Annotated in this window: 16 protein-coding genes and 2 rRNA genes; 11 read left to right on the top strand and 7 right to left on the bottom strand. The window is 45.4% G+C overall.

The annotated features are described in order from the left end of the window. The 5 genes from F955_RS15280 to F955_RS15260 form a co-directional block, all read left to right on the top strand. Positions 1 to 888 (top strand): 23S ribosomal RNA (locus F955_RS15280); the annotation flags it as partial. A 206-nt stretch (positions 889 to 1,094) separates the two neighbouring features. Then, positions 1,095 to 1,209: ribosomal RNA gene (gene rrf, locus F955_RS15275) — 5S ribosomal RNA — on the top strand. Between the two features lie 159 nt (positions 1,210 to 1,368). After that, on the top strand, positions 1,369 to 2,583 hold the full coding sequence (locus tag F955_RS15270) for an MFS transporter (protein WP_004896440.1): 1,215 nt from the start codon (positions 1,369 to 1,371) through the stop codon (positions 2,581 to 2,583). Between the two features lie 143 nt (positions 2,584 to 2,726). After that, entirely contained in the window at positions 2,727 to 5,123 is a 2,397-nt protein-coding gene (locus F955_RS15265; protein WP_026056748.1) for a YgiQ family radical SAM protein, read from the top strand. A 397-nt stretch (positions 5,124 to 5,520) separates the two neighbouring features. Further along, positions 5,521 to 6,069 (top strand): DUF2726 domain-containing protein, encoded by a 549-nt coding sequence (locus F955_RS15260; protein ID WP_004896436.1) that lies wholly within the window; start codon positions 5,521 to 5,523, stop codon positions 6,067 to 6,069. Positions 6,070 to 6,139: 70 nt separating this feature from the next. On the opposite strand, the gene F955_RS15255 is transcribed toward F955_RS15260, so the two are convergent. The 6 genes from F955_RS15255 to mdtD all read right to left on the bottom strand — a co-directional run bounded on the left by F955_RS15255 (position 6,140) and on the right by mdtD (position 12,379). Next, positions 6,140 to 6,496 carry a RidA family protein gene (locus tag F955_RS15255; RefSeq protein WP_004896434.1) on the bottom strand — a complete coding sequence of 119 codons (357 nt, stop codon included), beginning with the start codon at positions 6,494 to 6,496 and terminating at the stop codon, positions 6,140 to 6,142. Between the two features lie 4 nt (positions 6,497 to 6,500). Next, positions 6,501 to 7,796, bottom strand: coding sequence for a shikimate transporter (gene shiA, locus F955_RS15250; RefSeq protein WP_004810221.1), 1,296 nt, complete (start codon positions 7,794 to 7,796; stop codon positions 6,501 to 6,503). A gap of 221 nt (positions 7,797 to 8,017) precedes the next feature. Beyond that, positions 8,018 to 9,073 carry a DNA polymerase IV gene (gene dinB, locus F955_RS15245; protein WP_004896432.1) on the bottom strand — a complete coding sequence of 352 codons (1,056 nt, stop codon included), beginning with the start codon at positions 9,071 to 9,073 and terminating at the stop codon, positions 8,018 to 8,020. 18 nt (positions 9,074 to 9,091) lie between these two features. Next, entirely contained in the window at positions 9,092 to 10,108 is a 1,017-nt protein-coding gene (locus F955_RS15240; RefSeq protein ID WP_004896431.1) for an MBL fold metallo-hydrolase, read from the bottom strand. Between the two features lie 43 nt (positions 10,109 to 10,151). Then, a complete protein-coding gene (locus tag F955_RS15235) occupies positions 10,152 to 10,925 on the bottom strand; it encodes a glycoside hydrolase family 25 protein (RefSeq protein WP_004896429.1) in 774 nt (257 codons plus the stop codon). Between the two features lie 62 nt (positions 10,926 to 10,987). Beyond that, positions 10,988 to 12,379: a multidrug transporter subunit MdtD gene (gene mdtD, locus F955_RS15230; protein WP_004896427.1), complete on the bottom strand. Its 1,392-nt coding sequence runs from the start codon at positions 12,377 to 12,379 to the stop codon at positions 10,988 to 10,990. Positions 12,380 to 12,689: 310 nt separating this feature from the next. Between mdtD and F955_RS15225 the strand changes: the two genes are divergently transcribed. Then, entirely contained in the window at positions 12,690 to 13,664 is a 975-nt protein-coding gene (locus F955_RS15225; RefSeq protein ID WP_004810207.1) for a hypothetical protein, read from the top strand. Between the two features lie 57 nt (positions 13,665 to 13,721). Here the strand turns inward: F955_RS15225 and F955_RS15220 are convergent, their stop codons facing one another. Next, positions 13,722 to 14,339: an LOG family protein gene (locus F955_RS15220; protein WP_004810202.1), complete on the bottom strand. Its 618-nt coding sequence runs from the start codon at positions 14,337 to 14,339 to the stop codon at positions 13,722 to 13,724. 320 nt (positions 14,340 to 14,659) lie between these two features. Between F955_RS15220 and F955_RS15215 the strand changes: the two genes are divergently transcribed. From F955_RS15215 to parC, 5 genes are all read left to right on the top strand, one after another. Beyond that, entirely contained in the window at positions 14,660 to 16,240 is a 1,581-nt protein-coding gene (locus F955_RS15215; protein ID WP_004810201.1) for a TerC family protein, read from the top strand. 74 nt (positions 16,241 to 16,314) lie between these two features. Next, positions 16,315 to 16,791 carry a YchJ family protein gene (locus F955_RS15210; RefSeq protein ID WP_004896426.1) on the top strand — a complete coding sequence of 159 codons (477 nt, stop codon included), beginning with the start codon at positions 16,315 to 16,317 and terminating at the stop codon, positions 16,789 to 16,791. A gap of 61 nt (positions 16,792 to 16,852) precedes the next feature. Then, positions 16,853 to 17,497 carry a trimeric intracellular cation channel family protein gene (locus F955_RS15205; protein ID WP_004810198.1) on the top strand — a complete coding sequence of 215 codons (645 nt, stop codon included), beginning with the start codon at positions 16,853 to 16,855 and terminating at the stop codon, positions 17,495 to 17,497. Between the two features lie 125 nt (positions 17,498 to 17,622). Further along, positions 17,623 to 18,942, top strand: a complete 1,320-nt coding sequence (gene niaP / locus F955_RS15200) for a niacin transporter NiaP (protein ID WP_004896424.1) — start codon at positions 17,623 to 17,625, stop codon at positions 18,940 to 18,942. Between the two features lie 165 nt (positions 18,943 to 19,107). Beyond that, positions 19,108 to 21,327 carry a DNA topoisomerase IV subunit A gene (gene parC / locus F955_RS15195; RefSeq protein WP_004896423.1) on the top strand — a complete coding sequence of 740 codons (2,220 nt, stop codon included), beginning with the start codon at positions 19,108 to 19,110 and terminating at the stop codon, positions 21,325 to 21,327. Positions 21,328 to 21,392 lie beyond the last annotated feature (65 nt).

The following is a 21,392-nucleotide window of genomic DNA, read 5'->3' as shown; positions in this document are numbered from 1 at the left end:
CGAAATCGCCGTGAAGATGCGGTGTACCCGCGGCTAGACGGAAAGACCCCGTGAACCTTTACTGCAGCTTGACATTGAACTTTGATCTTACTTGTGTAGGATAGGTGGGAGGCTTTGAAGTGGCGACGCTAGTTGCGATGGAGCCGTCCTTGAAATACCACCCTGGTAATATTGAGGTTCTAACTCTGTCCCGTTATCCGGGACGAGGACCATGTCTGGTGGGTAGTTTGACTGGGGCGGTCTCCTCCTAAAGAGTAACGGAGGAGTACGAAGGTGCGCTCAGCGTGGTCGGAAATCACGCGTAGAGTATAAAGGCAAAAGCGCGCTTAACTGCGAGACCCACAAGTCGAGCAGGTACGAAAGTAGGTCTTAGTGATCCGGTGGTTCTGTATGGAAGGGCCATCGCTCAACGGATAAAAGGTACTCTGGGGATAACAGGCTGATACCGCCCAAGAGTTCATATCGACGGCGGTGTTTGGCACCTCGATGTCGGCTCATCTCATCCTGGGGCTGAAGCAGGTCCCAAGGGTATGGCTGTTCGCCATTTAAAGAGGTACGCGAGCTGGGTTTAGAACGTCGTGAGACAGTTCGGTCCCTATCTACCGTGGGCGCTGGAAATTTGAGAGGATCTGCTCCTAGTACGAGAGGACCAGAGTGGACGAACCTCTGGTGTACCGGTTGTGACGCCAGTCGCATCGCCGGGTAGCTATGTTCGGAAGGGATAACCGCTGAAAGCATCTAAGCGGGAAGCCTACCTCAAGATAAGATTTCCCTGTGACTTTATGTCACCTAAAGAGCCGTTGAAGACTACGACGTTGATAGGTTGGATGTGGAAGTGTAGCGATACATGAAGCTGACCAATACTAATTGCTCGTGAGGCTTGACTATACAACACCCAAACAGTTGTTGTATAACGCTCAATTGATTCGATATTAAGCAAAACAGCTTGATTTAGTGATTGCTAAAGAACAAACTACAGCAACTCAGATATTTCTATTAATGAACGATGTTCAAAACACTGTTTTGAACGAGTGCAAGATTTGACCAAGCATTGGCATCTAAATAAGACCAAACGCAAAGTCATAAACAGTTGTGCTGGCGACCATAGCAAGAGTGAACCACCTGATCCCTTCCCGAACTCAGAAGTGAAACCTCTTAGCGCTGATGGTAGTGTGGGGTTTCCCATGTGAGAGTAAGTCATCGCCAGCTCATTATTCTAAACACCCTCTGTCAAATGGCAGGGGGTGTTTTTTTATGCGTGGGAAAAAGAAAACTGTAGAAAATGATTAAAATAGAGCAGGATTTAGGCTAAAAAATCAGCTCTTAATAAAATAATAGGCATATACTAGCTGAGTCTCTGGAGCTTATATGTCCCCAAATTCATCTTCAAGCCATATTGAATATGGTTCATCTGCCTTTAAAGCGGTCTTGTTTTCCTTGTTTCTGGCTGGATTTGCAATTTTTTCATCATTGTATTGTGTACAGCCGATGATGCCGATTCTGGCAGACTATTTTCATATCTCTCCTACGCAAAGCAGTTTTCCACTTTCATTTTCTACCATTGCATTAGCTGTTGGCCTGATTTTTACTGGACTCATTTCTGACCGTTTTGGCCGTAAGCCGATTATGGTTTGGTCTTTATTTTCGGTTGCAGTATTGTTATTGCTGAGTGCTGTATTGCCAGTCTGGTCAGTGTTTCTGGCGACCCGGGTATTAATAGGCTTAACCGTAAGTGGCGTGGCCGCAGTGGCGATGACCTATATTGGGGAAGAGGTGGCTGCGAAAGATGTTGGTTTTGCCATGGGACTCTATATTTCTGGAACTGCAATTGGCGGTATGAGTGGCCGTTTGATTGCTGGGGTATTGGTAGACTTTATTTCCTGGCAGTCAGCGACTTTAATCATTGGACTAATTAATCTCTGTATTGCGACAACCTTCTATTTCTTATTGCCTAAATCCAAGAATTTTCAAGCTTATCCTATTAAATTCAGCCGCTTCCTTACTGCATTTGAGCACAATCTGAGTGATCCCAAGCTACGAATCTTGTTCTTACAAGGTTTCATCCTGATGGGCTGTTTTGTTTCAGTCTTTAATTATCTCAGCTATCGCCTGATTCAGGCACCTTTTGAGCTGTCGCATGTCTGGATTGGGGTAATTTCGGTCACCTATCTGGCAGGAATCTATAGCTCACCTCGTGCGGCGGCATGGAGCCAGAAGTTTGGACGCTTTCAAGTGCTGGTGGCCATGCTTGCCAGCATGCTACTAGGATTAGTATTGATGCTGGTCAACAGCTTGATGCTGATCTTTATTGGTCTGCTCATTTTTACCTTTGCATTTTTTGCTGCACATTCCACGGCCAGTAGTTGGGTGTCTGTGCAATCTTTACAGTATCGTGCTGTAGGATCATCACTCTATTTATTCTGCTACTATCTTGGGTCCAGTGTCCTTGGCAGCTCGAGTGGTCTGGTCTGGGAAAATACCGGATGGCTCGGTTTCAGTTTATTCATCGGTATTATTTTGGTAATTGGTTTATTGATAGCTCAGCAGTTAAAACCTCAAATAAGCAAGCTAGAAACAGAATAAGCATATATTCCTGATTAAGGTCTTAAAGCCAGTATTGTATAAATTATAATCAAGCAACCTCAGCTGAATTCATGCTAAAATGCTCGGCTTTCATCTTTGATCTATTTTTTGATCTTCCATCTGCCAGCCGAGAATTGCTAGCCATGTCTACTGCTTATACCATGCAGACAGCGCCTACAGCGTTGTTTGATTACGACAAATATTGGGCGTCGTGTTTTGAACCTGCGCCATTTTTGCCGATGTCACGCGAGGAGATGGATCAACTCGGCTGGGACAGTTGTGACTTTATTTTAGTCTGTGGCGATGCCTATATCGATCACCCTTCATTCTGTTCAGGCATTATTGGCCGTACCCTAGAAGCGCAAGGCTTCCGTGTCGGGATTATTGCGCAGCCAGACTGGACCAATGTTGAAGCCTTCCGTGTATTGGGAAAACCCAATATTGCATGGGGTGTGACTGCGGGCAACATGGACTCGATGATTAACCGTTATACGGCGGATCGCAAGATTCGTTCAGATGATGCCTATTCACCAGACAATCAGCCAAATAAACGCCCAGACCGTGCAGCAACCGTGTATTGCCAGCGTGTGCGTGAAGCTTATCCAGATGTGCCTGTACTTTTAGGTGGGATCGAAGCTTCACTACGTCGTATTGCACACTATGATTACTGGTCAGATAAGGTACGTCGTTCGGTGTTGATGGACTCTAAAGCCGATCTTTTGATGTACGGTAATGGTGAGCGTTCAATTACTGAAATCATGCACCGTTTGGCGCGTGGTGAAAAAATCCAAGATATTACCGATGTTCGTGGTACAGCGTTTATTGTCAATAAACACAACCGCCCGTCGAAAGCCAAATTTGTTGAAATCGCATCGAATGATGTCGATGCGATTGGCCGTGTCGATCCAATTATTAACCCTTATGTCATGACTGAAGATATTGAAGGTTGTGAGATTGAACAAGGGAAGGACTCGAGCCAGTACCAGGGTTTCCAAAAAGAACATGTCGCTAATCCGATTATACGTGAAGGCGACAATTTGGACGAAAATACACAAATCGTGCAGTTACAACCGGCATCGAAAGCGATTAAACATAAATTACCACCGCGTGAATTGGCTGTGATTCGTTTGCCTGCTTTTGAAGAAGTGGTGAATGATCCGGTGCTCTATGCACATGCCAACCGTATTTTGCATCTGGAAACCAATCCAGGGAATGCCCGTGCTTTAGTCCAGAAGCATGGTGAGCGTGACGTATGGTTAAATCCACCGCCAATTCCGTTGACTACAGAAGAGATGGACTATGTGTTTGACCTGCCTTATGCACGTCTACCGCATCCATCATACGGTAATGCACGTTTCCCAGCGTTTGACATGATCAAGTTCTCTGTGAACATCATGCGTGGCTGTTTCGGTGGTTGTACCTTCTGTTCGATTACGGAACATGAAGGTCGTATTATTCAGAACCGTTCGGAAGAATCGATTCTGCGTGAAGTGGAAAAGATTCGTGATACTGCACCAGGCTTTACTGGCATCATTTCGGATTTGGGTGGTCCAACAGCCAACATGTACCGTTTGGCGTGTAAAGATCCTGAGATTGAAAAGAACTGTCGTAAACCATCGTGTGTATTTCCGGGTGTATGTCAAAACTTGCATACCGACCATGCGCCATTGACACAGTTATATCGTAAGGCACGTGCATTACCAGGCATTAAAAAGATTCTGATCGGTTCAGGTCTGCGTTATGACCTTGCAGTCTTAAACCCAGAATATGTCAAAGAATTGGTGACGCATCACGTGGGTGGTTACCTCAAGATTGCGCCAGAGCATACCGAAAAAGGTCCGCTCAATAAAATGATGAAGCCGGGCATTGGGACTTATGACCGCTTTAAGCAAATGTTTGATCGTTATAGTAAAGAAGCAGGCAAGGAACAGTATTTAATTCCTTATTTCATCGCGGCGCATCCGGGTACCACGGATTATGACATGATGAACTTGGCGATCTGGCTGAAGAAGAATGGTTTCCGTGCTGATCAGGTACAGACCTTCTATCCATCACCAATGGCGACTGCAACCACCATGTACTACACTGGTAAAAACCCACTGGCGAAAGTGGCGCGTTACACTGAAAATGTCGACATTGTGAAAGGTGAAAAGCGTCGTCGTCTGCACAAAGCTTTCTTGCGTTACCATGATCCAAATAACTGGCCTTTACTGCGTGATGCCTTGCGCGAAATGGGCCGTCAGGACCTGATTGGTAATTCAAAACAGCATCTGATTCCGACCTATCAACCTGCAGGTGTGGATGGTCAGTATCAGTCAGCACGTAAGAAGAACTCGACTGTTGCAGGCGATTCACAGAAACGTACCGGTCAGGCAGGCAATCGTGGGCAAGGTCAAAGCCAAGGACAGAACAATCGCCCGAAGAAAGGGCAGATCTTGACCCAGCACACCGGTTTACCACCACGTGAAACCGGTGATGCGAAAAAGCCTTTTGGCGGTTCTAAAGCTAAAGGCAAAACCAAACCAAAAAGTCGTGCCTAAATCACTTAAAAAAGACACTTCGGTGTCTTTTTTATTTTTCTACTGATTTTTTATTAAAAGAAGTCAAATCTCAATTAAAAAATAATTAAACTAAGATATTCATTAGAAAAAACTGTTTAAAAATTACACTTTATCGGAATTGTAAGACAAAAAGAGGAAAATGCTCTTGCTTAAATTTGAGTGGCTGATTTAGAGTGGGGGTGAGTAAGGAACACATTACATTTCCAGTACACGGAATTTTTTAATCTCCCGAAATGTAATGCCCTTATATAAGTTTTGATACCGGATGTTGCAGTATCTAAGCAAATTGGTTGTACCGTGATTTTCGGATGAAAATCGATCTATACTGACAACAATAAAACAAAAACGATTATAAGAATGCAGAAAGGACTAACGCATGGCCACCTATATCATAATTGGCAGTTTTCTGCTCTTGTGCACCATCCTAATGGCATATAAGAGAGTACAGAATAGCGGCAAGCAGCAAGACAGTGTGCTGAAGCAGCGCGCCATTTTTAACCTGAATCAACAGTTGACTTACACCCGTCTAAAGGAAATTCTGCCAGAGAACATTATTTTGGCCCATGTCTCCTATGATGCGCTGTTGACTACCAAATTTTTTCGTACCCGTAACAAATATCGCAATCTGGTTGCGGACTTTGTGGTTCTAGATCAGGATCATCTGGTCGTTGCCATCGTGGCCGTGGACGATCCAATGATTTTGAAACGCCCACAACAATCCCAGTATCAGGATGCCTTGCTGACTATGGCAGGCTATCGGGTAATCCGTTATGAAGATATTCCGGAATATCATCACCTGCGTCGTGACTTCCTGAATGAACAGGGTGAGGAGGACAGTCTAGTCAATCCGAATAACCTGACTACACTAAAGAAGTTTCCACTTTACTCCGCTCTGGAGCGGCCTAAAGTAAAGACAGTGAGTTAATACAGCTGGCATAAATAAAAAAAGCATGCAGATCGCATGCTTTTTTACTGGAAGACAAGTTCTATCGGCATTATTCCGGTTTTACTGCGACGACGGTCAGTTCGACCAATACCCGTGGATCATACAACTTGGCTTCTACACAGGTCCGCGGTAGGGCTTGAATATCAGCTACCCATGCATCCCACACTTCATTAAAAGCTGCATAGTCACGCTCAATATCTTTGAGATAAATGGTAACTGACATGATGTGGCTCTTATCTGTTCCCGCATCTGCGAGAAACTGATCAATAATGTCCAAAGTTTGCTGTGTCTGACCTTTAATATCCAGATCAAAATCACTGGCCAGTTGACCTGCCAGATGAACGAGATTGCCTGAAATCGCGATTTCAGAGAAGCGTTGAGACACATGCAAACGTTGAATAGTCATGAGTTTAATCCTGGGTTTTTGGCATCAGGGCAGCAACCAATGCAGTTAGTAGACAGCCCACAGCAAGATAGATGGCTACATAATGCCATGAACCATCACCCCAAATCACTAAGGAAGCCGCAATCATTGGGGTAAAACCACCACCAATAATACTCGCCACCTGATAACCCACACCGGCGCCACTATAACGATACTCGGTACCAAACAGTGAGGTAAAGATGGGTTGATGCACACTCACTACCATGTCATGCGCGATATTGGCCAGTAGAATTGAGCCAACAATAATCATCCAGGTATTTTGAGCATCCAGCGCCATAAAGAACGGGAAAGCCGACAAGGCACCGATTAAACCGCCCCAAACACACATGGTTTTATGGTTAATTTTGTCTGAGATCCAGGCAAAGAACGGAATACTGACACAACTAATCGCACCGACCATCAGGGTGATATTCAGGAAGAATTGCTTGTCCATGCCCAGATTATTGGTGGAATAATTCAGTGCAAAATTGGTCACCAGATACATGGTGAGCAGCTCGGTCATACGCAGGGCAATAATGTACAGGAATGCTTTAGGATGCTTGCTGATCGCCTGAAAAATTGGCAGTTTGGTTGGATGTTGCTTGGCTTTAACCACTTTTTCGACAAATTCTTGTGACTCCTCCTGATCACGCCGAATCCACATGGCAATGCCGATCAGCACAATACTGGCAATAAACGGAATACGCCATGCCCAGTCCGAAAATGCCTCTTCACCCAAAGTAGCAATGATTAACGACACTGCACCGGTCGCCAGCACCAGACCGACACCATAACCAACCTGAACACCACTACTATAAAAAGCCTTTTTGCCTTTTGGCGCATTTTCCACTGCCATCAGGGCAGCACCGCCCCATTCACCACCAACCGCAAAGCCTTGAATGGCACGTAAAGTCACCAATAATACCGGTGCCCACCAGCCAATGGCTTCGAAATTCGGCAACAGGCCAATCCCGACAGTAGAAATCCCCATGAGGATGACAGTGAGTACCAGCATTTTTTTACGGCCAAGTTTGTCACCGAAGTGACCAAACACCACACCACCAAGTGGACGAAACAGAAAGCCAACACCAAAGGTTGCCAAGGCGGCTAATGTGCCCATATTGTTGCCAATACTGGGAAAAAATTGATCTTTAAAAATCAGGGCTGCGACAATGCCGTAAAGAAGAAAATCGTACCAGTCGACAACAGCACCAATAAAACTGGAAAGCGCTGCTTTTCGCGCGCGTTGTTCTTGAAAAGAAATTGAATTTGCAGAAGACATGCAGGATAGGATTCCATGGGGACAACAGAGTTGCCCTGTAATATTCGGATTTGATCGTCACGCCAATTACAGGACAGCATGCTGAAAGTAAAGGTGATTTTCAGCATCTCAGCATATACATGGATAATGCATTGCGCGGATAGATTACTCTAAAAACATACAATGGTAAAAATAAAGTTGTTGGCTTTTTAAACTAATGACTACTTCTTGCTCAGTTTACTTTAAAGCAGGGATAGTTGTGCTTCTTGCTGGCGAGGTGACAGCTGATACACCCCGACACCAATCAGGCGAAATTGCAGGGCTGGATCCAGATGCATATCCTGCAGCAAGAACTGTAACGCCTGATGTAGCTCTAGCGGATTTTTAAGCACGGAACGGAAGCTGCGGCTATGTTGAATGATCTGGAAATTTTTTAGCCTGAGTTTCACGGTAATGCCACGTGCAGTCAGCTGTTTCTTTTCCAGACTGTTCCAGACCTGCTGAATCAGTTGATCCCAGTAAGGGCTGCACTGGCTAAGTAGCAGGTCATCACCAAAGGTGGTTTCTTTGGAAATCTGCTGGCGTTCACGTTCGGTTTCGACCGGGCGTTCATCGATGCCTTGTGCATAGAGATACAGCCGCTTGCCGTATTTGCCAAAATGCTGAATCAGGACAGCTTCATCCATCTGTTGCAAATCACCCAGAGTTTCCAGATTGAGACTTTTCAATTTTTCCTGTGTAACCTTGCCGACCCCGGGGATTTTCTTAAGCGGTAAATCTTGGATAAAGGCCTGTACCTGTGAAGGCTTGATCACACAAATGCCATTCGGTTTGTGCCAGTCTGAAGCAACTTTGGCCAGGAATTTATTTGGTGCAACACCCGCAGAAGCGGTGAGTCTAGTCAGCTGGAAAATGTCTTCACGGATACGCATCGCGACTTCTGTCGCACTGGGGATTTGCAGCAGATTATCAGTCACATCCAGATAGGCTTCATCCAGTGACAGCGGCTCAATGACAGGTGTATATTTTTGAAAAATCTGATGGATCTGTGAGGAAACCTCACGGTATTTCTGAAAATCCGGTTCAATCACAATCAGCTGCGAACAGCGTTTTCGTGCCTGACTCATTGGCATGGCAGAATGCACACCAAATTCCCGAGCTGGATACGAGGCAGCCGCAACCACAGCCCGTGGATGATGCGACGCGATCACCACAGGCAAATGTTTTAGTTCCGGACGTTCACGCAGTTCTACCGAGGCGTAGAAGGCGTCCATATCGATATGGATAATTTTACGCATATGCCATCTTAAAAGGCTTTAAGGCACTTGGGAAGATGCTGATTTCAAAAGATTATAGGGTTGACTATTACTCAGTAGCACAACCTGAATCTGTTGCGCTTCAGCCGCTTTGATCAGAATTCGCATACTCTCGGGAGCATTATCGGCAAAGCGTGGCAAAAATTGTAAGGGTTGATCTAGCGGCTGAAAGAAATCATCCCAGTGAATCGGAATGACAATCTTGGGTTTTACCATTGCCAGTGTTTGTTGCAGATAAGATTTTTGATAATCCTCAGGCTGTCGCGATAGCTGGGCTATGCCTAAAAATAAAATATCGGCCTGAACATTCTTGAACTGTCCCGGAATAAACCCTGTGCTGGCTTTAACCAGAATTCGTTGTCTGTCATGTTCAATCAGATAGTCAAAACTGCCGCCTTCTTTAAATTCGGAAAACTTGGCAGGCAGTTTCAGTGGTGCTGTAATTTCTTCACCGAGATCATCATTTACGGGTGTTGGAGGCGTATGTGCAGAAGCAAGTGGAGTGACTTTAAACTGTCCCGATCGGAGCGATTGCCCTGATACAGCAGGCCGTAGCTGGGATGCTTTTACCTCTGGATGACTGCGTGCAATATTCAGGGTGCTATTCGATCCGATGATCTGGGTTTGAGGTAACAGGGCGGCCAGTTCAGGAATATCCAGAGCATGATCATAATGGCTATGGGTCACTAAAATCGCCCGTGTCCGATCCAGCTCTTCCTCCTGAATAAGCTTCTGAAGTAACCTAGAATTGCTGGAAACCTTAGAACTGAGAACCTGCCAAAGACTGGGACGGCTAAAGAAGCCATCAATTAAAATCTGCTCCTCACCATTATCAAATAGCAAGGTCGACACCCCAAAGAAGCGGACATTTAAGCCTTCTGAGGTTGTATTAGATTTAGCTTGCCACGCGTCAAAGTCACGCAGCTGACCTGAAGGTTGGCCTAAATAAGTGCTTATTCCCCCCAGTATGACTACCACTATCAGAATGGTAGTCACGATAATTTTTCCAAGCTTCACAGCTATTTATCCTTTTATTTTTGATTACATTGCAATTGTAGAATTATTTTGCCGATTTTTGTGCAGGTGCAGTCTTAATACCATTCTGTTTTAAAAAATTCAGCCAGTCCTTTTCCGAACCATAAAACACATTCAGGTCTACAGCCGTTGCAATACCTTTGATCTGACCCTGACTGGTATGCTGCCAGAAATGCCATTTCGGATTATCTTTGAGCTCAGGCAGACCCTTGTATTCACGTATCCAGAGAGGGACATCAGTAAATTGTCCTGCCAGCACAATATTATAGAAAGCTTTCGAGGTGTAGAATATCGGCTGCTTGCCGTAGTGCTGTTTGAGCAGGTCATGCATGACTTGGATTTCTTTGAGTAACTGTTCCTTGGAATAGGTATTGATACAGTTACTGTCATATTCAAGATCGATTACCGGAGGTAAGGCATCCGCTTTATTCGGTACGGTTTCGATAAAATTCTGCGCTTGAATCTTACCCTCCCGACAGAGGCGATAAAAATGATAGGCACCGACCAGCAAACCCTGTTCGCGAGCCTTAAACCAGTTTTCCTGAAATTTGCTGTCCTTAAAGTCACCGCCTTCGGTTGATTTTAAATAAACAAAGCGGTATTTATCTTTGGGAATCTGCTGCCAGTTAATCTCTTTTTGATGATGCGAAACATCAAAACCATGAATGTCATATTCGGAAGCGTTGGCAGGTAGCGGTTTCAGCAATAGCCACCAGATTGCACAGACCACAGCAAGCAGCAGAATGACACTCATGATTGTTGCCCAAAGAGGTGGATAATGCTTGTCTGGCTTTTTCATCACGTTCTTCAAAATTTGACTCTATCTAGCTTATACCGATTTGTCTTGTATCGGGATGATGATCATACTGGCGTATCCTTGGGAATATGCCAGAAAATATAGGCGGCAATAATATTCAAACAGCCCAGACAGATCAGGGCGAGATGGAATGCATTATCCAGCTGTTCAGCGCCAAAGTAGGCACTAAACATATTTACCAGCGTACCTGCCAGTGCGACCCCAATACTCATCGATAGCATCATGATCATGGACAGAAAACTGTTGCCACTACTGGCATCCTGCTGACTTAAGTCTTTTAGGGTTAAAGTATTCATGGAAACAAACTGCAGTGAGTTCAGGATACCAAAAATAAAGAAATGAATCGCACGTAGCCAGATCGGTGTATCCGCCGTAGTCAGGGCAAAGCTGGCAATACATAGCCCCACCAGCAAAGCATTTACCAGTAACACCTGGCGATAGCCAAAGTGCTGAATGATCTTGCGAATAATGGGTTTGGAAGCCAACGAGCCTAATACAGTTGGAATCATCAGCAAACCGGTAATAAAAGGTTCAAAACCAAACGCGACCTGCAACATTAGTGGTAACAGGAAAGGAATGGAGTTACCGCCAAGACGGGCAAAGAAATTGCCCAGAATCCCAATAGAATAAATCCGGTTTTTAAACAGCTTGCTGCGGAACAGGGCATTGCTATGGGTATGTGAATGATAGGCATAGATCAGCGAAAACAGGAACCCAGCTGCAACTAAGCTGAGACTCCACCACAATGGATATTGCGGATTGGCAAAGTTCTCAATGCCCAGACATAGCCCGACCATCGCCACCACCAGCATAACAAAACCGGCATAGTCAAATTTCGCCACATCCGGTTCAGTAACATTCGGCATGGCTTTGAAGGTAATCAGGGTGCCAAGCAGGCCGATCGGCAGGTTAATCAGAAATACCCATTGCCAGGACAGGTATTCGACCATCCAGCCACCTAGCGTCGGGCCAATCAGGGGACCAATCAGGCCGGCCAGGCTCATCAGGCTCATTGCAGCCAGAAACTGGGTGCGTGGAATGATCTTCAGCATTGCCAGACGTCCGACTGGTAACAGCAAAGCACCACCAATACCTTGCAAAACCCGATAGAGCAGGAGTTCATTCAGGCTGTTTGAGACAGCACAACCTATTGATGCAAGCGTAAAAATAATGATGGCGCTAAAATAGGTATTACGTACACCAAATCGATCTGCCAGCCAGCCACTCAAGGGAATACAGACTGCAACCGAAAGCACATAAGCCACCACCACACTATGCATCCGCAACGGATCTTCCTGCAGGCTAAGAGCAATCGCAGGCAGGGCAGTATTGATAATCGTGGTGTCCAGACCTTGCATGAAAAAGCCGATCGATACCAATAAGACCAGCAGTCTAAATTCGGGTTGCAGTGCTTGATGGGTGGGCGTGGCATTCATGTGATATTTAGAAAGTCATATAATTTTGAATGTGAGCTCAGTTTAAATCAATTCCCCCCATCCGTTGTACTAAATCAGTGTCTTATTCTGGTATTCATGACATGAAATAGAACCGTGAAAACTGATTAATATCAGTTGTCTAAGTAGGATTTTGCAGAAATAGCAACTGCTTGCTGAAAAGTAATAAATGTCTTGAAACTGGCTAGTGTTACAAGAATATATGACGTTTCTGTCATGAAACTGCAATAAAAACGTCATAATCTTGGCCACATCTTACAGTAATGCTGATCTCCCTCAGCAGGTATGTTTTATGTCTATCGAAATCTTGATGGTTATCGGCTTCTGTCTAGCAGCCTACTCCATTGTCGGCAATGATGTGCCTCAGACATTGGGAACCTTTATCTCATCAAATTCACATCGACCTTGGTGGCTGCTGTGGATTTATATCAGCGTCATCCTTGTGGTGGTTTTGGTCTATGGCTGGTATGCATCAGGGGTAGGAGATGCCTCTTATGGCCGTCTCGAAACGATTCCATTCCCTGAGGGTGGGATTACTTGGCTGTATATTGTACCGCCAATTCTACTCTTGTTATTAACCAAATATGGTATTCCAGTCAGTACTACATTCTTGGTGCTCACCATTTTCTCTCCAGCGAGCTTAGGTTCGATGATGGTGAAATCGATGATGGGTTATGCTGTAGCCTTCATCTCAGCTTTGGTGATTTACCGTTTTGTTGCCAACAAAATGACGGTTTATTTTAACCAAACCAAAGACCAAGAGCATTCGACCAAATGGATGATCTTACAATGGTTATCAACCGGTTTCTTATGGAGCCAATGGTTGATCCAAGACTTAGCCAATATCTTTGTGTATGTGCCACGTCAGGTTCCATTTGAATTCCTGATGTTTGCGATTGCGGTATTCGTGGTCTTGCTGGGTGTGATTCTGTACCAACGTGGTGGTGCAATCCAGAAGATCGTCGATACCAAAACCGATGTAACCGATGTTCGTGCAGCAACCATTGTTGACTTTATCTATGCCATTATCTTGTTGATCTTCAAAGAGTGGAGCAACATCCCAATGAGTACCACATGGGTGTTCTTGGGTCTATTGGCCGGTCGTGAGTTTGCCATCTCGATGATCGTCAATGGTGTGAGCAAACACCGTACTTCACGGAACGTCAGCAAAGATGCAATGAAGTTGATGTTTGGTTTGGCAATGTCTGTGATTTTGGCGACAACACTACCTTGGTTCTATAACCTGGTGACTAATTTGGCTTCTTAAGAGTTAAAAAATAAAAAAGCGAGCTTCGGCTCGCTTTTTTATTTTTTAGATCAGCATTTAAATTGCAAACTGTTTTGGACTATCCAGATTTTTCAGGGCATTAAAGATATGTGCAGAATGTTCACAGACAATTAGTTTGGCACGATGCTGGGGCGGCAAAAAGCCTTCATTCACGGCATGATCCAGCTGGGCAATGAGTGGATCATAAAAGTTATTCACGTTGTATAGCATCATTGGTTTCTGGTGCTGGTTCAACTGTCCCCAGGTCGCAATTTCCAGAATTTCCTCAAAGGTACCTAGTCCACCTGGCAGAGCAACGAAGGCACAGGCACGTTCTGCCATTAACGCTTTACGTTCATGCATGGACCGCACAATATGCAGTTCAGTCAGCTTGCTATGCGCGATTTCATAATCCAGCATAAACTCGGGAATCACACCTACAGCTTCACCGCCATGTTCAATCATGGCATCAGCGACCTGACCCATCAGGCCGATGCTGGCACCGCCGTAGACCAGACCAAAACCTTGCTGTGCCAGACTCTGTACAAGCTGAATAGCTTTTTCCTGATAAATAGGATTATTGCCAGCACGTGAACCACAATATAGGGCAACGAGCGGGCGGGTAGTACGGGGAGATTTGTTTTTATGTTCAGTCATTTTAATTACGCTAGTCATGTCTCTCTTTCACCTTATCATTTTTTAATTTTGTTACTACAACATATATTAAAAATATGACAATTCTATGCATCATTCTTGCCAATCTTAAAGTCAAGAGTCGGTAAGCTTAAACCAAAGCATGAAAACTGGTGAATTTCATTTTGAACTTGCTATACTGAAAATCTGTCTTACTACAATAGAAATCACATGGGTAGTCGAAGTTGGCGCTTTAACCAGATAAAACGTCACCATATCAAGTGTTTAAATAAAATTGGACATAGTTCCGCGCTACGCAGCAGCATTGCATGTCTTTCCACTGATCTGCAGGAGAGAATGCAATGATTTTCGAATGGATGTCAGATCCTTCTGCCTGGATTGGCCTGCTGACTCTGATTGTGCTGGAAATTGTTCTGGGCATCGATAACCTGGTTTTTATTGCAATTCTTGCTGAAAAACTGCCGCCAGAACAACGTAATACTGCCCGAATTGTAGGTTTGACCCTGGCCTTGGTCATGCGTCTGATCTTACTGGCTTCTATTGCCTGGGTGGTCACGCTGACTGAACCGTTCTTCTATATTTTTGATCATCCATTTTCCGGGCGTGACCTGATTCTGTTGTTTGGTGGGGTATTCCTGTTATTTAAGGGCACCATGGAATTACATGAGCGCCTTGAAGCCAAGCCAGTGGTCAAAGAAGAAAATCCGGTGCATGCCGTGTTCTGGATGGTGATCGTTCAGATCGTGGTGCTGGATGCCGTGTTCTCACTCGACAGTGTGATTACCGCTGTGGGTATGGTCAAAGACCTGTCGGTAATGATGATTGCAGTGATTATCGCTGTCGGTATCATGCTGTGGGCTTCCAAGGCCTTGATGGATTTTGTGAATCGTCATCCTACTGTGGTCATCCTTTGTCTCGGCTTCCTGATGATGATCGGTTTCTCGCTGGTGGTTGAAGGTTTCGGCTTCCATATTCCAAAAGGCTACCTGTACGCAGCGATTGGTTTCTCGGTCATTGTCGAATTTATTAACCAGACCATGAAACGCAATCAGGAAAAAATGGTGACAACTACAGATCTGCGTTATCGCACTGCTTCAGCCGTGATGCGTATGCTCGGTGGTAAACCTGCTCAGGATAATGCTGCTTCTGAGCCGGTAGATGTACTGGCAACGCGTGCCTTTGCTGACGAAGTGTTTAATGATGATGAAAATGGCGTTTATCACAGTGTGATGGTGCAGGGCGTACTCGGCCTGTCTGAACGTCCGGTGAAGTCGGTGATGACCCCGCGTCCTGAACTGGAATGGATTGATCTGGATGAAGATGAAGCTATCATTAAGGCTCATCTGTTACAGATGAGCCATTCACGTCTGATCGTGGCACGTGGTGAGCTGGACAATATTGCTGGTGTAGTATTGACGCATAAAGTTTTAAACGAATATATCGAAACGGGTGTACTTGATTTCGAAAAACATCTACGTGAACCGGTAATTGTGCATGAAAATGCTCAGGTACTGATGGTGATGGACCAGTTGCGTCAGGCGCCGCTACAAATGGCGATTGTGCTGAACGAGTATGGTTCGATCGAAGGGATTGCAACACCGATTGATGTGCTTGAAGCCATTGCCGGTGAATTCCCGGATGAAGATGAAATGGAAACTGCAGCTGAAAGTCTGCATGACGGTAGTCTGTTGCTGGAAGGTTCAACCGATATTCGTCATGTATCCTTGCTGATTGGCCGTGATCTGGTGGATGAATCAGAAGAATATTCGACGCTGTCGGGCTATATTTTATTCCACCTTGGCCGTCTGCCTGAAAATGGTGAGAAGTTCGAAGCCGATGGTCATATCTTTGAAGTCGTGACAATGGATGGCCATAAGATCGAAAAAGTCCATATTATTCCGCAAGAGCAAAACAAGAATTGAGTTCTGCCTCAGGCATGCGCTGAATTTTGCTAAAATAGCCCGCATCGTCGGGCTATTTTTTTTGGAATTCATTTTTGGAACTTACCACTTCAGAAGCATGTCCATGTGGACTGGGCATTTATGAAAGCTGTTGTCAGGCATTGCATCAAGGCAAGCGAACTGCACAGACAGCCGAACAGTTGATGCGTTCACGTTATAGCGCCTTTGCCAAACAGGAAATTAACTATATCCAGCAGACGACCGCATTGGGACAGCAAAGGTTTTTAGATATGCCAGCAATTGCCGAGTGGAGCAGGGCCAATCAATGGCTGAAACTGGAAATCGTACAAACCAATGAAAAATTAGATAAATGTCATGCACTGGTCGATTTCAAGGCACATTTTCATGATGGTACACAGGCACAAATTCATCATGAAGCGTCCCATTTCGTCAAAGTAGAAGGCTGCTGGTATTTTCTCGATCCGACCACAGATCAACAATTTACAATGAAGCAAGCCTGCATTTGCGGTTCAGGGAAAAAATTTAAGCTATGTTGTGCGCAATTTTTGTAACTTTCACATAGATTTGCCTTAGAATAGCCGCCATCTCAAAGCCTCAGGTGGAAGCAGGGCGATGTTGTTGACCGTAATCTATATTATTGCCATTACCGCAGAAGCGATGACCGGTGCTTTATCCGCTGGACGGCGCAGCATGGACTGGTTTGGGGTCGTGATCATTGCCTGTGTTACGGCACTGGGAGGTGGTTCGGTTCGCGATGTGCTGCTTGGTCACTATCCACTAACCTGGGTCAAGCATCCTGAATATCTGGTGCTGACCTGCTGTGCGGCTTTTGTCACCATTCTGATTGCCAAATGGATGCGTCATTTACGTAACATCTTCCTGGTACTAGATGCCTTGGGGCTCATCGGTTTTACCATTATCGGTTGCCAGATCGCATTAGAAATGGGGCATGGTTTTGTGGTCAGTGCCGTAGCTGGTGTCCTGACGGGTGTCTCCGGCGGTATTCTGCGTGACATTCTGTGTAATGATGTGCCGCTGGTGTTCCGTCGTGAACTGTATGCCAGTATTTCCTTCGTTGCGGTAATCTTCTACTGGCTGTGTAGCCACGCAGGTCTGTCGCTTGAGCTGACCATCATTTCTACCTTGATCTTCGGTTTTACCCTGCGCCTGATCGCCATTTACTTTGGCCTGGAAATGCCGAAATTTATCTATAAAGATGATGATGAACAATCCGCCTCATCTAAGGATGAATCATAAAACACGATTTTCAGATGAGCGAGGCAAAATAGCCTCGTTTCTGCATTCAATCGTAGTATAAAAATAGGATGAAGACTTCTGCTTTCCCTGCAGTTTCTCCCAAATCACATATCAGAGATTTACTTATGGACCTAGTTTCCCGGATTCAGCGCTTACCTGTAGGCAGGTTTCACTATATGTTGCTGGTCGTGATTGGTTTAGGCTGGATGTTCGATGCCATGGACACCGGACTGATTTCCTTCATTCTGGCTAAAATGGCAGAAGACTGGCAGATGACCCCTGACCAGAAAAGCTGGGTAGTTTCAATCGGTTTTATCGGGATGGCAATTGGGGCAATCTGTTCTGGCGGTCTGGCAGACCGTTATGGCCGCAAAACCATATTCGCTTTAACGCTGGTGATCTATAGTCTGGCAACCGCGGCTTGTGCCTTTGCACCGAACCTGACCTGGCTACTGGTCTTCCGCTTTATTGTCGGCCTGGGGTTGGGTGGTCAGTTACCGGTTGCTGTAACGCTGGTCAGTGAATATATTCCGGCACAGGTACGTGGCCGTTTTATTGTTTTACTGGAAAGTTTCTGGGGATTGGGCTGGCTCTGTGCAGCCTTGATTTCTTATTTTGTGATTCCGAAATTTGACTGGCATACCGCCTTTTTAATCGGTGGTATTCCTGCACTGTATGCAATTGTGATCTGGAAATTCGTTCCGGAGTCGATTCCCTTCCTGATCAACCGTGGCCGTATCGATGAAGCGCATGCCTTGGTGAAAAAGATTGAAGCCAAGTGTGGGGTAGAGGTATTGGAAATCTTCCAGGTTCAACCTGTGGCCGAAAAACAGACGATTTCTTTTGTTCAGCTCTGGTCAGGCATATTTGCCCGCCGTACTTTAATGCTGTGGTTGATCTGGTTCGGCATCATCTTCTCTTACTATGGTATTTTCACCTGGTTGCCAAGTCTGTTAGTGAAGGAAGGCTATACCATTGTCCAGTCTTTTGAATATGTACTGATCATGATTCTGGCGCAGTTGCCAGGCTATCTGGTTGCAGCATGGCTGGTAGAAAAACTTGGACGTAAGGCAACACTGGCCGGCTTTATTGGCATGTGTGCCGTATCTGCCTATTTCTTTGGTCAGTCCGGCAGTGTCACCGAAATCGTGATCTGGGGCTGTCTGATGTCCTTCTTTAACCTCGGTGCTTGGGGTGTGCTCTATACCTATACGCCAGAACAGTACCCAACCAATATCCGTGCTTTTGGTTCGGGCTGGGCAGGGGCAATCGGCCGGATTGGTGGTATTGTTGCGCCATTTGCAGTCACCCATCTGATGGTCATGCCGAGCGGCTTCAGCTATGTCTTTACCATGTTTACCGTGGTTCTGATTGCTGTAGCTGTGGTGATCTTGGTACTGGGTGAAGAAACTAAAGGTCGGACTTTAGAATCCTTGAGTCAATAAAGGTGGTGATTTTTTAGTTGCTTAGGGCGTTTAAAGTGGATATTTTTACGCCATAAGACACGATTTGTCGCACTGTGTACTGTACTGCCCTTGTGCAGTCAGGCAGTGCGACTTAGCATAAGAAACATTGATACAAAAACGAAATTTTTAGGATTATAGGTTGTTATGACAAGCCTTGCGCATCATGCGACAGAAAACCGTTCCGTAGCAGAATTTACCGAACAGGCCTACCTCAACTACGCCATGTACGTAATTATGGATCGTGCACTGCCACACATCAGTGACGGTCTGAAACCGGTACAGCGCCGTATTGTTTATGCTATGAGTGAGTTGGGGCTCAAGTGGACCAGCAAACCGAAGAAATCTGCACGTACTGTGGGTGATGTACTGGGCAAATACCATCCACATGGCGACTCAGCCTGCTATGAAGCGATGGTGCTGATGGCACAGCCGTTCAGTTACCGTTATCCGTTTATTGAGGGGCAGGGCAACTGGGGTTCACCGGATGATCCAAAGTCTTTCGCGGCGATGCGATATACCGAAGCCAAACTGTCACAATATAGTGAATTACTGCTTTCCGAGTTGGGTCAAGGCACCTGTGACTGGCAGGACAACTTCGACGGTTCGATGAAAGAACCAGTAAACTTGCCGGCACGCGTACCGAACATCTTATTGAATGGTACCACGGGTATTGCTGTAGGTATGGCAACCGATATTCCACCACATAACCTGCGTGAAGTGGTCAAAGGTACAATTGCACTGATTCGTAATCCGAACCTGACCGATGTCAAAGTAGCTGAATATATTCCGGGACCGGACTTACCAACCAAAGCAGAAATTATTACTCCACCGGCTGAATTGCTGAAAATGCAAACGACAGGTCGTGGTAGTTACCGTATGCGTGCCGTATATACGGTTGAAAAAAACGAGATCGTGATTACTGAACTGCCCTATCAGGTGTCTGGTTCCAAAATCATTACCCAGATTGCAGACCAGATGCAGGCAAAAAAACTGCCTTTAGTGACGGATGTGCGTGATGAATCGGATCATGAAAATCCGACCCGTCTGGTCATTGTGTTGCGTTCAAATCGTATCGATGCTGAATCGGTAATGAGTCATCTGTTCGCAACCACCGATCTGGAATCCAGCTATCGCGTCAATATGAATATGATTGGTGCGGATGGTCGCCCACAAGTGAAATCGATCCGTCGTATTTTGCTGGAATGGATTGAAATCCGTAAGACCACTGTGACCCGTCGTCTGCAATTCCATCTGAATAAAATCGAGAAACGTTTACATATTTTGGGTGGCTTGATCATTGCCTACCTGAATATTGATGAAGTGATTCAGATCATCCGTGAAGAAGATCAGCCTAAACCGGTGCTGATGCAACGATTCGGTATTGATGAAATTCAGGCAGAAGCCATTTTAGAACTCAAGTTGCGTCATTTGGCTAAGCTTGAAGAAATGGAAATGCGCCGTGAGCAGGAAGAGTTAGAAGCCAAGGCAGCTGAAATCCGTGAGCAACTGGCCAATCCAGAATCTTTAAAGAATTTGATCATCAATGAACTCAAAGATGATGCCAAGAAATTTGGTGATGACCGTCGCTCACCAATTGTTGAACGTGCTGAAGCTGCGGCAATTGATGAAACTGAAATGCTGCCTGCTGATCCGGTGACCGTAGTCCTGTCTGAAGCAGGCTGGATCCGCTGTGCCAAAGGCCATGAAGTGGATGCCGAAAACCTGAACTTCCGTGCAGGGGATCAGTACTTGAGTCATGCCCAAGGCAAATCTAATCAGCGTGTTTATGTACTGGATGATACGGGGCGCAGTTATGCCTTGGCCATCAACAGTCTGCCGTCTGCGCGAGGATTAGGTGAACCACTGAGTTCAAAACTTTCTCCTGCAAGTGGCGTCGGTTTTAAACAGGTTCTGGTTGCCGAAGATGAGGCAGAAATCCTGGCAATCAGCAGCAAAGGTTATGGTTTCAAGACCCAAGCCAAGCAGCTGGATACCAATGCCAAGGCGGGCAAGGCATTCCTGACTGTGCCGGAAGGTGCGCAGGCAATGAATCTGCAGCCACTTGAAGACAAAACTCATCTGGCATTGCTCAGCTCTGCAGGTCGTCTATTAATTGTTGATTTGACTGAATTACCTGTGTTGAATAAAGGCAAAGGTAATAAATTGATACAACTTGAAGATAAAGATCAGATTTTGTCCATGACAGCCTTGAGTTTAGATGAAATAATTCAAGTGCTTGCAGGACAACAGCAAATAAAATTAAAAGGGGATGATCTGCAAAAGTACATCGGCAAACGCGGTTCGAAAGGACAGCTTTTACCACGCGGATATCAAAAAGCAAATAAACTGTTGATTCAAAGATAAGACTAGCATCCATCAATCGAAATACGTTATATATGAACAACGATTCGACAAGATGGATGCATTAT

The sequence above is a fragment of the Acinetobacter schindleri CIP 107287 genome, assembly GCF_000368625.1.
Classification (GTDB): domain Bacteria; phylum Pseudomonadota; class Gammaproteobacteria; order Pseudomonadales; family Moraxellaceae; genus Acinetobacter; species Acinetobacter schindleri.
This window is presented reverse-complemented; position numbering and strand designations above follow the sequence as displayed.

Bases quoted from the DNA above. Each gene is read 5' to 3' on its own strand.
- F955_RS15270 (WP_004896440.1), top strand. From the start codon at position 1,369: ATGTCCCCAAATTCATCTTCAAGCCATATTGAATATGGTTCATCTGCC.
- F955_RS15265 (WP_026056748.1), top strand. From the start codon at position 2,727: ATGTCTACTGCTTATACCATGCAGACAGCGCCTACAGCGTTGTTTGAT.
- F955_RS15260 (WP_004896436.1), top strand. From the start codon at position 5,521: ATGGCCACCTATATCATAATTGGCAGTTTTCTGCTCTTGTGCACCATC.
- F955_RS15255 (WP_004896434.1), bottom strand. From the start codon at position 6,496: ATGACTATTCAACGTTTGCATGTGTCTCAACGCTTCTCTGAAATCGCG.
- shiA (WP_004810221.1), bottom strand. From the start codon at position 7,796: ATGTCTTCTGCAAATTCAATTTCTTTTCAAGAACAACGCGCGCGAAAA.
- dinB (WP_004896432.1), bottom strand. From the start codon at position 9,073: ATGCGTAAAATTATCCATATCGATATGGACGCCTTCTACGCCTCGGTA.
- F955_RS15235 (WP_004896429.1), bottom strand. From the start codon at position 10,925: ATGAAAAAGCCAGACAAGCATTATCCACCTCTTTGGGCAACAATCATG.
- mdtD (WP_004896427.1), bottom strand. From the start codon at position 12,379: ATGAATGCCACGCCCACCCATCAAGCACTGCAACCCGAATTTAGACTG.
- F955_RS15225 (WP_004810207.1), top strand. From the start codon at position 12,690: ATGTCTATCGAAATCTTGATGGTTATCGGCTTCTGTCTAGCAGCCTAC.
- F955_RS15220 (WP_004810202.1), bottom strand. From the start codon at position 14,339: ATGACTAGCGTAATTAAAATGACTGAACATAAAAACAAATCTCCCCGT.
- F955_RS15215 (WP_004810201.1), top strand. From the start codon at position 14,660: ATGATTTTCGAATGGATGTCAGATCCTTCTGCCTGGATTGGCCTGCTG.
- F955_RS15205 (WP_004810198.1), top strand. From the start codon at position 16,853: ATGTTGTTGACCGTAATCTATATTATTGCCATTACCGCAGAAGCGATG.
- niaP (WP_004896424.1), top strand. From the start codon at position 17,623: ATGGACCTAGTTTCCCGGATTCAGCGCTTACCTGTAGGCAGGTTTCAC.
- parC (WP_004896423.1), top strand. From the start codon at position 19,108: ATGACAAGCCTTGCGCATCATGCGACAGAAAACCGTTCCGTAGCAGAA.